Genomic DNA, 13083 nt, shown 5'->3' with positions numbered 1-13083 from the left:
TTACTTAACTTGCTGGTGGTACTAGAGAAGAGGAAATACCCAGCTCCATTCCGAACCTGGAAGTCAAGCTCTTCATCGCCGATAATACTGCAGGGTCCCCTTGTGGAAACGTAGGTCATCGCCAGCTCTTTAAGTTTTTTCTCAAAGCCTTTCCTAAGTTAGTACTTCCTTACTACCTTTGGTGAGGCTTTTTTTTAGCACTTCCTTCCTTTATTTACTCTCTTTGTATTTACAACCCCTTTATTTATTTTTCTTTATTTATAATTATTTTACTATAATACAAAGTTATACAAAAATGATAAAGGTTAAATATAAAATGATAAAAAAAATTGATATTAATAGCAATGAATTTAAAGAAGAGTTAGAAAAAACAAAAGAGTTTACAGATGGTGTTTTAAAGTTATATGAATTGGTTTATAATCCAGATAAAGAAGTAAATGAATCAATACAAATGGGGCTAACAAGAAATAGTTTAATTTATGGAAAGAGATATTGTCCCTGTTTTATGGTAATAGAAGAGACAGAAACTGAAAAAAATAGACTATGTCCTTGTATGCCAGCTTTAACAAAAGAAATACCTTTAAATGGTTCATGTCATTGTGGTATTTTTTGTACAAAAGAGAGAGCTAAAGAAATAGCAAAAGAGAATAATCTTGAAGAAGTTATAATTTCTAATTCAAAAATATTATCTAAAGAAGACTGTGAGCTATTACTTGGACAAGATGAAGTTAATTCTTTAGAATTGGAGGCTCTATTAGAAGCTAGAAAGTTAGGAATTATTGAATTTAATCTTGTTGATACTAGAGAATGGATGGAATGGGTTAGTGCAAGAATAGTTGGAACAGATTATTTAGTACCAACAACATCTTTTTATCATGCAATTAATAAATTGGAAGATAAAAAAGATATTCCTGTTGTTGTTTATTGTCATAGTGGAAGTAGAAGTGCTTATTGCCAACGAATAATGTTTAATTTAGGGTTTAAAAGTGTAACTAACTTGGATTATGGTATTTCATATTATACAGGAGAAAAGGAAAGTGGAGATAATTAATCTTCACTCTCTTTAAAATCATCAGAATATTTTTTTAATAGATTCATAATAGAAATAAATAAACTTACCATTGCTGGTCCAATAATCATTCCCCAAAAGCCAAAAGTTGAAAGTCCTGCTACTATTGAGAAAAATATTAGAAGTGCATTTACATTTGTAGGAGTTTTTATAATCTTCTTGTTTATGTAGTTGATAATCATAGGTTTTATAAAAGTATCTGCAATAATTGAAATTACAACAATAGAGTAAATAGCAATTATTAAAGCATTAGTAAAAGAGTTTATTGAAGCTTCATATATTGCAATTGGAAGCCACATTATTACTCCTCCAACTACTGGAATTAAAGATGCAAAACCATATAAAACTCCAAAAAGTAGTCCATCATAACCAAAAAATGTTAAGAAAAATCCAAATAAAAATCCTTCAAAAATAGCAGTAACTAAAGTTGAATAAAGAACAACTGTCATAACACTTGATGATTCATGAAATAATATTATTGAATCTTCTTTTTTTATAGGTAAAAGGTCTCTTATAAAAGTTGCAATTTGTGTAGTATAAAGAGTAAAAAAGAAGAAAAATACTAAAATAAGTATGATATCAAACATAAATTTTACAGAATTTTTTCCAAGGTTTGCACTTATTGACACTATATCTTGAACAGTTTTCCCAACATCAATTTTAGAAGTAATGTTATTTAAAAAGTCATTTAAAAATGTAAAATCCATCGATAAATTATGAACTAAAAGTTTTATTTCATCTAAATTCTTTACTAAAACTTGCTGATCAACTTGATTGAAAAAAGTTGCAAAAGATAAAATACAATATAAAATTGGAAGAAAAAACAGAGCAGCTAAAGCAATAGTCATAACAGATGTTGCTACTATTCTTTTTTTCAATTTATGTTCTAAATGTAATGTTAGTGAGCTTGTAGCAATTGTCAATAAAACTGATACAAAAATTGCTTTTAAAAATGGATTGAAAAGTTCAACCATAAAAAAAAGTAAAAGTATAGCTATTGAAACTAAAAAATATGAGGCTTTCAAAATAATTTTCCTTGTGTTAAATCATCTTCAAGTTTTAAACTTGTTGGATAAGATAGTCTAAACATTTCATAAGTTTTTACACTTGCAACTCTTCCACGTGCAGTTCTTTCTATATATCCATTTGCTAGTAAATATGGCTCAATAGCATCTTCTATTGTTCCTTCATCTTCACTTAAAGCTGCTGCAATAGTTGATAATCCCATAGGTTTTCCTCTATTTGAAATAAGTAGTTCAAGTAAGTTTATATCCATTTCATCAAAACCACTTTCATTTACTCCTAGTTCATCCAAAGCATATTTACATCTTTGTAGATGAATTGATTTTTCGTTTTCAACTTCAGAAAAATCTCTTACTCGTCTAAGTAATCTTAATGCAACCCTTGGTGTTCCTCTACTTCTTTTTGAAATTTCTAAAGAAGCATCATCTTCACAATTTTTTCCAAGTTTAAGAGAAGCTTTTTGAATAATCTTTGCTAATTCAATTTCTGTATAAAATTGCATTCTAAAGTGCATACCAAATCTTTCTCTTAAAGGATTTGATAACATACCAGCTCTTGTTGTTGCGCCAATTAAAGTAAATCTTGGTAAATCAATTTTTACTGTTTGTGCAGCTGGTCCTGAGCCAATAATAATGTCTAATCTATAATCTTCCATAGCAGGATAAAGTATCTCTTCAACAGCAGGTGAAAGTCTGTGAATCTCATCAATAAATAAAATATCACCTTCTTCAAGATTTGTTAAAATTGCTGCTAAATCTCCACTTTTCTCTATCATAGGACCAGCAGTTACTTTTATATTCGTATTCATTTCATTTGAAATTAAATAAGACAAAGTAGTTTTTCCCAATCCTGGAGGTCCATAAAATAAAATATGATCTAATGCTTCTTTTCTTTTTTTAGAAGCATCAATAAAAACTCTTAAATTTTTTTTGATTTTTTCTTGTCCTATATAATCATCCCAGTTTGAAGGTCTTAAACTTATTTCATTGTTATCTTCTTCAAAAGATACTGATTCAACTTCAACTAATCTTTGCATAAATTAATACTCTTCTTCTTTTGATGGAAATGATTTATCTTGAACATCATTTCTATATTGATTTACAGCTTCTTTTACAAGTTCTGCACCATCTAAATAGTGTCTTACGAACTTTGGCTTAAACTCTTCAAAGAAACCTAACATATCAGACCAAACTAAAACTTGACCATCAGTATCTACACCAGCCCCAATACCAATTATTGGTATATTTACAGCTTGTGTTATTTTTTTTGCAACATCACTTTTTACACCTTCAACAACTATACTAAAAGCACCAGCTTTTTCAACTGCAATAGCATCGCGAATTAGTTGTTCTTCGTCTTCTTTTGTTTTTCCTCTTACTTTGTAACCACCTTCACTTCTTACATATTGAGGCATAAGACCAATATGTCCCATAACAGCAACTGCATTTGATGTTAGATGTTTTATAATATCTGCTTTATCTTCTCCACCTTCAATTTTTACTGCATTTGCATTTGTTTGTCTATAAACTTCAACGCAATTTTTTAATGCTTCATCTTTATTTATATAAGTTCCAAAAGGCATATCTATTATGACAAAAGCATTTTTTGCTCCATTACAAACAGCATTTGTGTGATAAATCATTTGTTCTAATGTTGCTGAAAGAGTATCTGGACGACCTGCAAAACTCATATTTAAACTATCACCTACAAGTATCATATCTGCAATTTCTTCAAAAAGTTTTGCGAAAAGTGCATCATAAGCAGTTATTACTGTAAGTTTTTTGTTATTTTTAGAATTTTTTATTTTAGTAATATTCATTTTTTCAAAATTATTTTTTATTATGCTCATTTCAATTTTCCCTATATATAAAATTAGTAGTTTAAGAAGATTATATCTAAAACAAACTTTTTTAAATTAAATTTAAAAATTTTAAAATAAATAGAAGAATTTAAAGAAATTGTAAATAACTCTTCTGTTAGAATGAAACATATCAAATTAAATTAACTTAAAAGTATTTCTTATGAATAATGAATCAAATATTCAAAAACATTTAGCAGAACAAACAATAATGTTCGCAAGTATCACGAAATGGATATTCTTATCATCTTTAATTGGTGCACTGGTTGGTGTCGTTGTCTCACTATTTTTAAAACTTTTAACTTATTGTGAAAATTCTAGATCAGTACTTCCTTTTGACTACTATTATACTTTGCCTTTTGCTTTAGTTATAACAGTTTTTATTGTAAAAAAATTTGCTCCAAGCGCTCAAGGTCATGGCACAGAAAAAGTAATAGAAGCAATACATAAAAATTCAGGAAGAATAAACTTTAGCGTAGTTCCTGTAAAACTTTTTGCAACAGTACTTACTATTTTTTCAGGTGGTTCTGTTGGAAAAGAAGGTCCTAGTGCACAAATTGGAGCAAGTTTAGCTTCTTTTTTAGCTATGAAATTAAGATTTTCAAATAGAGATAGAAAAAAAATTGTAATTTGTGGAATAAGTGCTGGATTTGCGTCTGTTTTTGGAACTCCACTTGCTGGGGCAATTTTTGGAATAGAGATATTGACAGTTGGAGTTTTAATGTATGATATTTTGCTTCCATCTATTGTTTCTGGTTTTTCAGCATTTTTTGTTGCAAAATTATTAGGAATCAATTATACATATTTCAATATTGCTTTTTATACAAACTTTGATTTTAATTATATATTAATCTCTAAAGTAATTATTGGAGGAATATTTTTTGGTTTAGTTGCAGATTTTATAATTACAATGTTAAGTGTCACACATAAATACATAAGTGCAATAAAACTAAATTATTTGTTAAAAGCTTTTGTCGGAGGAATAATCTTAGTTTTATTAACAATTTTTGTTGGAGAACATTATTTAGGTATAGGATTTCAAACAATAAAAGATTCTTTATCTACAAATGGTGTCATAAATGAAAGTGTTCCTTGGTACACTTTTATCTTAAAAACAATTTTTACTTCATTAACTTTAGCTTTTGGTGGAAGTGGAGGAGTAATAACTCCAATTTTTTATGTTGGTGCAACAAGTGGAAATTTGTTTGGTTATTTAGTTGATGGATATATACCTTTATTTGCAGCACTTGGATTTGTAAGTGTTTTGGCAGGTGCAACAAGTGCACCAATTGCAGCTATGATTATGTCAGTTGAACTTTTTGGAATGAATGTAGGACATTATGCGGCTATTTCAATAATAATAGCATTTTTAATGACAGGACATAGAAGTGTATTTCCTTCACAAGTTTTATCAATGAAAAAATCAGAAGCAATTAATATAAAATTAGGTGATGAAATTGAAAATGCTGAGATGACATATACAACAAGATTTTTTGTAAATATTAGAAGAATTTTTAGTCTGATAATGATTAAAATAAAAAATATAAAAAAAAATAATTGATGGTTTAAAAGAAGATTTTAGATAAAATAGAAGAAAAATATAGGATTTAGATTTTGAAAAAATTAGTAGGTTATATTACGGCATCTCTTCCAAATAATAGTTTTACAGTTGATTTGGCCTTTGCTTTAAAAGAATCTGGAGTTGATATTTTAGAATTAGGAGTTCCATTTTCAGATCCCGTTGCTGATGGACCAGTTATTGAAAAAGCAAATTTAAAAGCTTTAAATAATGGTTTTAAATTAAAAGATTTATTTGAAATATCTTCAAAAATTGGACACGATATTGATACTTTATGGATGGGATATATGAATCCTTTCTTTCATTATGGTGTTGAAAACTTTTTAAAAAAAGCACAAGAACATGGAGTTAATGGAACAATAATTCCAGACTTACCATATGAAATGGCTCAAAGATTTGAGCCATTATTTGAAAAATATGAAAAAGCAAATATTACTTTTATTGCACCAACAGATAGTGAAGATAGAGTAAAACTTTTAGTAGAAAACTCAAAAAAATTTATTTATATGGTAGCATATACTGGAATTACAGGAAGTGGGCAAAAAGAAGATTTGTCTTTGCTTATAAATAATGTTAGAAAATATACAAACACACCTTTATATATTGGCTTTGGTGTTGATGAAAAAAGTTGTAAAGAAAAAGCTGTTGGTGTAGATGGTGTAATTGTTGGAAGTGCATTTGTTAAACATTTAATTGATGATAGTTTATCAAATAGTGAAAAAATTAAAAAAATTTCTCTTGTTGCAAAAGAGATAAAAGAAAAAATTAACGAATAAATATGCAAATTTTAAATCAAGATATTGAACTTTTTGAAGAAAATAGGGAGTGTTCCTATTTTGATGAAAAATTGTCAGATATTAGATATAAATATATTTATTCTTGCACAATAGATAAATATCAACCAATGTTAGAAAGAGGTTGGAGAAGATTTGGAAGAATGCATTTTGTACCAGAATGTAGAAGTTGTACAAAGTGTGTTTCTATGAGAATAGATGTGAATAATTATAAATTTTCTAAATCAGAAAAAAGAGTAATTTCAAAAAATAAAGATACAAAATTATATATTAGACCACCATCAGTTACAATGGAACACTTAAGTTTGTATGACAAATATCATAAATTTATGAATGATAAAAAAGATTGGCCATATTCTCCAATTGATGTTGATGATTATGTAAGGTCATATGTTGAATCAAGCGAAAATTTTGCAAAAGAATTTTTGTATATGAGAGATGATAAATTAATAGGTGTAGCTTTAGTAGATATTTTACCTGAAGCGATTTCTGCTATATATTGCTATTATGACCATGACTATTCAGAATTTTCAATAGGAAAGTTTTCTATTTTGGCTCAAATTAAAATAGCAAAGGAGTTAAATATTCCTTACATATATTTGGGTTATTGGATAAAAGATCATTTTTCAATGGGATATAAAGAAAAATATTCTCCATTTGAAATTTTGAAAAATAGACCTAGTTTAGAGGAAATACCTATTTGGGAAAAAGCAGAATTTTAAGTTTATAAATAATTTTTGGTAAATTTTATAATAATTTTATATAATATGAATTCTAAAAAATATGAGGAAAAAAAATGATTAAATTTTTAATACCATTTTTATTGTGTATGACTATAGTTTTTGCTGAATCTTCAGCAGATAATAATAAAAAAATAGAAGATACTATTCAAAAATCTTATAATCCAAATGTTGATTGTTTGATTTTAGAAGATGAAAATTCAATTATATGTAAATTTGAAGTAATAAAAGATTCTCAAAATGAACAAAAAATAGTTATAAATTGGGTTAATCCAAATGGCGAAATTTCAAGAACTAGAGAGATGTTAATTCCAGCAGGAGATAGCTCAGCTTATGATTTCAGATATTTAGATGGTAGAGAAAGTGGTAAGTGGGATTTTAAAATAATTTATGATGAAAAAGAGTATTCAACTTCATTTGAGTTGAAATAATATTTACAAAATAAGTATAGTTTAGTTTGTATTTTTTGGAAACTTTAGATATACTAGGATACATAAAATATTTAAAGGTGAGTTTATGCTAAACGAAAATAGTTATGAAGAAATAATAGATGAATTAAGAAAAATAGTTAAACAAAAAGGACTTAAATATACTGAGCAAAGAGAGATAGTTCTAAGTATATTATTACATGCAAAAGAGCACTTAACTGCTGAAGAGATTTATAATCAAATAAAAAAAGATTATCCAACATCAAACGTTGGAATTGCAACAGTTTATAGAGCTCTTAGTTTTCTTGAAGAAGTAGATTTAATAACTTCTATTACATTTGGAACAGAGGGTAAAAAATACGAAAGTAATTCAAAATCTCATCATGATCACTTAATTTGTACTCAATGTGCTAGAATCATAGAATTTATTGATGAAGAAATTGAAAAAAGACAAGAAAAAATTGCAAAAAATAATAAATTTAAAATTACAAGTCATACAATGCAACTATATGGAGTTTGTGAAAATTGTCAAAAGTAGTATATAAAAATATACTACCTTTTTTATAAAATTTCTGATTTTATATTATTAACCCAGCTTTCAATTCTTTCATCAGTTAAATCACTTTGATTATCTTCATCGATCACTAACCCAACAAATTTATCATCAATTTGAGCTTTTGAACCATCATGGTAATATCCTTCTGTTGACGTGAATCCAATGATTTTTGCATTAGTTGTTTTTATATGCTCATAAATAATTCCCATAGCACTTGCAAATTCATCACTATAACTTTCTTGATCACCTAATCCAAAAAGAGCTATTGTTTTATTTGATAAATCTAGTTTTGAAAAATCACTCCAAGCATCTTCCCAGTCGTCATTTAGTTCTCCATCTCCCCAAGTTGAAGAGCCAAGAATTATTTTGTCATAATCATTCATTTTTTCAATTTTTGTTCCTGATAAATCAAAAACTTCAATCTTTCCTAGTTTTGAAGATATTTTTTTAGCTATTTCTTCACAGTTCCCTGTGCTACTTCCAAAAAATATTGCTGTTGCCATTTTTATCCTTTATTAATTTTTTATTATTGATCTAAAAGAGTATGGTATTGCTTTTATTTGATACTCTTTGTTTTTTAATTCTTTTACATAAACAGGAATTTGTTTTGTAAATTGGTTGTTTTTAGGGTATGCTAAATATATTTGATAAAATTCACCCTTTTTTATTGATTTTATAGCATCTTCAAGCTCATTTTGTATGTTTGGTTTTTTAACTTCTATATCTTTCCAGGAAGTATAAATCTTAACTCCAACAAAATCTTTAGATTTTATACAAATTGAATCACCTAAATCAATAACTATTTTATCACCATGAAGTTTTTTTATTTTTTTTAAAACAAATTCATGAAATAAAAGATGCTTATCAATAAGTAATTGTAAACTATTTTCAATGAAACAAACTGAAATTAGTTTTGCAACAGGTAAAAGTTTATTATTTGAAATAAAAATTTCATTTTTATTATTTGAATATAAATAGTTGTTTATAATTTTTGTAGAATTAATACAGAACTTAAATTTTGTATTAACATTTTTTTTATTTTTTATAAAACTAATTGGAAGCATATTTTTTATTTTATAAGAAAATGCTTGCTCTAAAGACAGATTTGACAGCATTTTTTGTTCATATTTTGAGAAGTAACAATATGATTCTAAAATATTGTTACTCAAATTTAAAAATAGCTGTCTTAATCTATTTTTAGAGTTAAATTCATCAAAATCTTTAGGTAAATATTCTTTATCCTTTGAAAAACCGATGAAATTGTTTTCTAGCATTCTAATTCCTTACCACAGTAGTTTGCATAACATTGACTACAATCTTTTATTCCCATAATTTTTACATATTCATCATAAACGCAAGAGATAGATCTTTTTGCACAAATAAATGGAATATTTTTCTTTTTTGCTTCATTTTTATATTTTAGCATCGTATTATGATTCAAAAAAGATGTAAGCATTACAATGCAATCTGTATCTTGAGGAACTTTCTTCTTAGGAGCTGAAGATTTTTTTCTTGCGTCCCAATGATTTATAGTTTTTGCACCTAAGTTTGTAAGCATAGATGAAATTTGTGTTATTTGATCTCCACCAATAATTAAAACGCTCATTTTAAATCCTTTATTAACAAGTACAACCAGTTGGCTTTACTAAATCTTTTTTATTTTTCGCTTCTAAACCTTTACTCATTGCTTATCCTTATATATTGATAATCATTATTGAAGTTTAGGAAAAGTAAGCTTAAAGTAAGATTAATATCAAGAATAATTATCAAAAAATGAAATTTTTTTTGAATTTGTGTATTTGAAAGATAATTAACTAGGATTATTCCCAGTTAATTTAGAAAATTATACATCGATTTTTTTAAGTTCTCTAATAATTGCAGCTATATCTTGTGAGTATTCTTTTGCTTCTCTACTATTGTATTTGAATCCAGCATTGTAACTTCCCCAAACTTTTGTCCAGTCATTTTTATGAATTTTTTGCCAATATGTCAATTCAGCAATTGCATTTTTTGTAGCAAATTGGAAATCTGAAACAAGTTTTGAAGCAAGAACATCTCTATTCCAAGCAGTATCAGTGATATTATGTCTACTTATAACAGTTTTTATGTTTGCTTGGTATAAGCCAAAATCTTTTGTTTTTTCATTTACCATGAATTGACCAAGTTTTGATTCTTTTATAGCAATAGCCATTAAAGAATAACTAAGGTCATGTTCTTCACCTTTTTCTTTAATCTTTTTTAATGTTTCAAGTTGTTCTGATGTTAAATTTTGTATGTCGATAGCTGACGCAAATACATTAGAAATGAATAATAAAATAAATAAAATGGTCTTCAATTTCAATGTTTTACTCCTTTTAATTTTTTATATAATCAATAAGAGTATATTTTATAATTGTGTAATAATTGTAGATAAGTTTTTAAAGAGCCGTATTTAAGCCTATATCAATGTATTTTCTAGTTTTTATTAGTTCTTGTTTATCAAAAGTTGCTTTTATAATATTTTCTTGGTCATTTTTTATTATATTTCCAAATGGAGTGATAATTGCACTTCCTTTTGCCATATTATCATCTGCACTATTGCTTGCAATTACAAAACATTGATTTACTAAAGCTAAAGCTTTAGAAATAGATTCATAGTGATCTTTTCTTTTTATTCCCCACATTGCAGGATTTAAAATAATATCAGCACCTTTTACTTTTAACCAAAGTTCTGGGAATCTAAGTTCAAAGCATATTAAAGTTGCAATTTTTAAACCATTTATATTTATGATTTTAATATCTTCTAAATTTCCAGGTTTGAAATGAGTTAATTCATCACCTAATGGAAAAAGTTTAAATTTTGATTGAGTATGAATGATTTTTTGATTATGAAAGATATTTAGGGTATTGTAAAAGTTTTCATCTTCTTTTGTAATAAATGTTAATGCAATAATTTTATTTGTAGATAATTCTTTTATCTCTTCTATGGCTTTTATTGAAAAAGTAGAAGCTTCATCCATTCTATTATAAGAAAATCCGCTTAAGGCTAATTCTGGAGCTAAAATAATAGAATTTTCTTCACATGAGTTTATCAAATTTTTTAACTCTTCTAAATTCTTTTGAAAATCGTTTGTTGTTTTAACTTGTAAAGCTATTAAGTTCATTTATTACCTCATTTAAAATATTTTCAACAGCAACCTTGTAACTCATAGCTGTTGCATAGCTTGTAGCTTCATATTTTGTAACTATTACAGAATTTGTGTTTGAAGCACGAATCAAAGCAAAACCATACTCAAAATTTATTCTAAGACCATCTATTTTAACTATATCTTTGATTATTGGAAAACCTCTTTGAGTAGTTTTTAGTTTTTCATCTATTTTTTTTATGATTTCAAATTTATCTTTTTCATTTACATTTATTTCAATATTTGAACTTGTATAAACTTTTGGAAGTTTATCTAACTCTTCATCTAGATTTATTTGTTTATATAAAAGTTCTAATACTCTAAATGTTGCATAAATTGCATCATCATAACCATAATATCTATCATTAAAAAATATATGTCCTGAAACTTCAGCTGCTAAATCAGCATTTAACTCTTTAAGTTTTAGTCTTAAATTTGAATAACCAGTTTTATTCATGATTGTTTTTGTTTCATGATTTAACTCTTCGAAAACATTTTGAGAGTAAGAAACTTCACCAATAATAATTGGATTTTTCATAGTTTTTGAAAAAAGTAGGGCTAACATATCGCCTTTTATATTATATTTTTGAGTTAAAACTGCAATTCTATCTGCATCACCATCATAGGCAAAACCAAGATTATAATCATCTTTTAACAAAGCTTTTAAATCTTCAAGATTTTTTTCATTTGTTGGGTCTGGATGATGATTTGGAAACTCTCCATCAGGATTTAGATGTATTCCTTTATAATTTAGATTTAATTTATCTAAAATATCACATAAAACAGTATTTGCAACGCCATTTCCACAATCAACAATAAAAGGAGTTTTAAAATCTTTTAGGTGAGAAAATTGATTAACCATAAAATCTATATATAAATTTTTAGCATCAAGTTCAAAAAAATCAAAATTATCTGGAATTTGTATATTTGGATTTTTTGTTATTCTTTCATATAAAGCTAAAAGTTCATCACCAAAAAAAGGTTCGTTATTTATAGTGATTTTAAATCCATTATATTTTTTAGCATTATGGCTTCCTGTTATCATAATTGAAGCTGCTGGTTTTATTTTTTCATTGTTTATAAAAAATTCTTGAAAAGAAGCAAAATAGTTTACTCCAGTTGCAACTAGTCCAATATTTAGAACTTTGCAATTTGAAAGATTAATTCCTGAAATTAATCCATCAAAAAGCATTTGAGAGTGAGTTCTTACATCATAACCAACAACTATATATGGAGTTAAAGAAGTTTTTTCTTTTATATGAAGACCAAGATAATAACCAATTAGTTTGGCATTTTCATAGGTTAAATCATCATTTACTATTCCACGAATATCATATTGTCTAAAAATTGTTTTATTTATCATTTTGTTCTAACTTTAATAAAAACTCTTTTTTTTCAACTCCACCAGTATAACCACCAATTTCACCATTATTTGAAATGACTCTATGACAAGGAACAATTATGCTTAAGTTATTTTTACCATTTGCATTTGCAACAGCTCTAAATGCTTTTTCATTTTCAATCATTTTGGCTTCTTCTTTGTAACTAATAGTTTTTCCATAAGGTATTTTTAAAAGTGCTTCCCAAACTTTTATTTGAAAAGGTGTTCCTATTAGTTTTAATGGAATTGTAAAGTTTGTTCTTTTTTCAAAAAAGTATTCATTTATCTCTTTTTCTAAAAGTTTAAAAATGTTTTTATCTTCTATAACTTTATCCGCTTTTAAAATTTTTTTTAAGTTTTCAATTCTTTTTTCACAAAACTCTTTTTCAAAAGGAGTAAACATAATAAGTTCATCTTTAAAATAAGCAGCAAACATTTCGCTTAAAGGTGTAGAAAACTTTGTTGTAAAAATAATATTTTCATTTTTCATG

Annotated in this window: 16 protein-coding genes and 1 rRNA gene; 7 read left to right on the top strand and 10 right to left on the bottom strand. The window is 26.5% G+C overall.

What is annotated here, in order from left to right:
• Window positions 1-11 precede the first annotated feature (11 nt).
• Together rrf and CKV87_RS08900 are read left to right on the top strand one after the other, a co-directional pair.
• Window positions 12-127: ribosomal RNA gene (rrf, locus tag CKV87_RS08905) — 5S ribosomal RNA — on the top strand.
• 189 nt (window positions 128-316) lie between these two features.
• The gene (locus tag CKV87_RS08900; RefSeq protein ID WP_012147743.1) at window positions 317-1051 is read left to right on the top strand and encodes a ferredoxin-thioredoxin reductase catalytic domain-containing protein; all 735 of its coding nucleotides are present in this window, start codon (window positions 317-319) and stop codon (window positions 1049-1051) included.
• Here CKV87_RS08900 and CKV87_RS08895 read toward each other — a convergent pair.
• Genes CKV87_RS08895 through panB form a run of 3 tightly spaced genes read right to left on the bottom strand, consistent with a single transcriptional unit; the run spans window position 1048 to window position 3941 of the window.
• Window positions 1048-2094, bottom strand: a complete 1047-nt coding sequence (locus CKV87_RS08895) for an AI-2E family transporter (RefSeq protein ID WP_012147742.1) — start codon at window positions 2092-2094, stop codon at window positions 1048-1050. The two genes, CKV87_RS08900 and CKV87_RS08895, sit on opposite strands and share 4 nt — an antisense overlap.
• Window positions 2091-3128 carry a Holliday junction branch migration DNA helicase RuvB gene (gene ruvB / locus CKV87_RS08890; protein ID WP_012147741.1) on the bottom strand — a complete coding sequence of 346 codons (1038 nt, stop codon included), beginning with the start codon at window positions 3126-3128 and terminating at the stop codon, window positions 2091-2093. The genes CKV87_RS08895 and ruvB overlap by 4 nt, the downstream gene beginning before the upstream one ends.
• Before the next feature lie 3 nt (window positions 3129-3131).
• Window positions 3132-3941: a 3-methyl-2-oxobutanoate hydroxymethyltransferase gene (panB, locus tag CKV87_RS08885; RefSeq protein WP_012147740.1), complete on the bottom strand. Its 810-nt coding sequence runs from the start codon at window positions 3939-3941 to the stop codon at window positions 3132-3134.
• 172 nt (window positions 3942-4113) lie between these two features.
• Between panB and CKV87_RS08880 the strand changes: the two genes are divergently transcribed.
• The 5 genes from CKV87_RS08880 (at window position 4114) to CKV87_RS08860 (ending at window position 8029) form a co-directional block, all read left to right on the top strand.
• Window positions 4114-5511, top strand: coding sequence for a chloride channel protein (locus CKV87_RS08880; protein ID WP_012147739.1), 1398 nt, complete (start codon window positions 4114-4116; stop codon window positions 5509-5511).
• A 53-nt stretch (window positions 5512-5564) separates the two neighbouring features.
• On the top strand, window positions 5565-6305 hold the full coding sequence (trpA, locus tag CKV87_RS08875) for a tryptophan synthase subunit alpha (RefSeq protein ID WP_012147738.1): 741 nt from the start codon (window positions 5565-5567) through the stop codon (window positions 6303-6305).
• A gap of 2 nt (window positions 6306-6307) precedes the next feature.
• On the top strand, window positions 6308-7045 hold the full coding sequence (locus tag CKV87_RS08870; protein ID WP_012147737.1) for an arginyltransferase: 738 nt from the start codon (window positions 6308-6310) through the stop codon (window positions 7043-7045).
• A 74-nt stretch (window positions 7046-7119) separates the two neighbouring features.
• Window positions 7120-7494: a hypothetical protein gene (locus tag CKV87_RS08865; protein ID WP_012147736.1), complete on the top strand. Its 375-nt coding sequence runs from the start codon at window positions 7120-7122 to the stop codon at window positions 7492-7494.
• A gap of 85 nt (window positions 7495-7579) precedes the next feature.
• A complete protein-coding gene (locus CKV87_RS08860) occupies window positions 7580-8029 on the top strand; it encodes a Fur family transcriptional regulator (protein WP_004509956.1) in 450 nt (149 codons plus the stop codon).
• 23 nt (window positions 8030-8052) lie between these two features.
• Here the strand turns inward: CKV87_RS08860 and CKV87_RS08855 are convergent, their stop codons facing one another.
• The 7 genes from CKV87_RS08855 to CKV87_RS08825 form a co-directional block, all read right to left on the bottom strand.
• Window positions 8053-8550, bottom strand: coding sequence for a flavodoxin (locus CKV87_RS08855; protein ID WP_012147735.1), 498 nt, complete (start codon window positions 8548-8550; stop codon window positions 8053-8055).
• Between the two features lie 12 nt (window positions 8551-8562).
• The gene (locus tag CKV87_RS08850; protein ID WP_012147734.1) at window positions 8563-9321 is read right to left on the bottom strand and encodes a hypothetical protein; all 759 of its coding nucleotides are present in this window, start codon (window positions 9319-9321) and stop codon (window positions 8563-8565) included.
• Entirely contained in the window at window positions 9315-9653 is a 339-nt protein-coding gene (locus CKV87_RS08845; protein ID WP_004509953.1) for a DUF2325 domain-containing protein, read from the bottom strand. The genes CKV87_RS08850 and CKV87_RS08845 overlap by 7 nt, the downstream gene beginning before the upstream one ends.
• A gap of 237 nt (window positions 9654-9890) precedes the next feature.
• On the bottom strand, window positions 9891-10388 hold the full coding sequence (locus tag CKV87_RS08840) for a transglycosylase SLT domain-containing protein (RefSeq protein WP_012147733.1): 498 nt from the start codon (window positions 10386-10388) through the stop codon (window positions 9891-9893).
• Window positions 10389-10464: 76 nt separating this feature from the next.
• Entirely contained in the window at window positions 10465-11190 is a 726-nt protein-coding gene (locus CKV87_RS08835) for a carbon-nitrogen hydrolase family protein (RefSeq protein ID WP_012147732.1), read from the bottom strand.
• Window positions 11165-12574 carry a phosphomannomutase/phosphoglucomutase gene (locus CKV87_RS08830; RefSeq protein ID WP_012147731.1) on the bottom strand — a complete coding sequence of 470 codons (1410 nt, stop codon included), beginning with the start codon at window positions 12572-12574 and terminating at the stop codon, window positions 11165-11167. The genes CKV87_RS08835 and CKV87_RS08830 overlap by 26 nt, the downstream gene beginning before the upstream one ends.
• The gene (locus tag CKV87_RS08825) at window positions 12564-13082 is read right to left on the bottom strand and encodes a methylated-DNA--[protein]-cysteine S-methyltransferase (RefSeq protein ID WP_012147730.1); all 519 of its coding nucleotides are present in this window, start codon (window positions 13080-13082) and stop codon (window positions 12564-12566) included. The genes CKV87_RS08830 and CKV87_RS08825 overlap by 11 nt, the downstream gene beginning before the upstream one ends.
• Window position 13083 lies beyond the last annotated feature (1 nt).

The sequence above is a fragment of the Aliarcobacter butzleri genome (assembly GCF_900187115.1).
In the GTDB taxonomy this organism is placed as follows: domain Bacteria; phylum Campylobacterota; class Campylobacteria; order Campylobacterales; family Arcobacteraceae; genus Aliarcobacter; species Aliarcobacter butzleri.
The sequence above is the reverse complement of the archived record's forward strand: the minus strand, read 5'-3'. Positions and strand labels throughout refer to the sequence as shown.